This window comes from Bradyrhizobium manausense (genome assembly GCF_001440035.1).
Lineage (GTDB): Bacteria > Pseudomonadota > Alphaproteobacteria > Rhizobiales > Xanthobacteraceae > Bradyrhizobium > Bradyrhizobium manausense.
Genome location: NZ_LJYG01000108.1, coordinates 122,706 through 123,163, shown reverse-complemented (window position 1 = coordinate 123,163; position 458 = coordinate 122,706). Strand labels below are relative to the sequence as shown.

The following is a 458-nucleotide window of genomic DNA, read 5'->3' as shown; positions in this document are numbered from 1 at the left end:
CGCCGCCGGGCTCTGACCACGCCTGCCCTGCTGCGATCGTTCTTCGGCCTGCCGCTCGTCAGCCTCAAGGTGATGGCGGCGATCCACTGGGAGGCGCTGCGGCTCTGGCTGAAAGGAGCGCGGCTGGTGCCACACCCCGATGCCGCAGGGCAGCGCAGCGACGAAACCATCTTGGCGCGGGGCAAATCACGCCCCTATATTATTTGATCGCTGACCGTTTGTGGGGCGCTCGGGTCAAGCAACAGAGCGGGATGGGCGCGCTCGGCTCGCGGTCGGACAGTATCGTCGGGACCATGGATCTGCCGATGTCGAATGCCATTTCGGTAACACCTGATGACGTCGAGACAGTGTTCGCCGACCTGCCGCGCATCGTTCGCCTTGCGCTCGCCTTCGGGTCGCGGCTGCGACGCGGCACGCTCGACGTCACTCTGCCCGACGGCCGCGTGATTCGGCTCGGC

At 66.6% G+C, this 458-nt stretch carries 1 protein-coding gene and 1 pseudogene; both read left to right on the top strand.

Annotated features, from left to right (window positions below; translation table 11 throughout):
- Positions 1-207: DUF1365 family protein (locus AOQ71_RS48860; RefSeq protein ID WP_245317267.1), on the top strand; the 207-nt coding region annotated here is incomplete at its 5' end.
- 98 nt (positions 208-305) lie between these two features.
- Positions 306-458, top strand: a pseudogene (locus AOQ71_RS48855) (SAM-dependent methyltransferase); the annotation flags it as partial.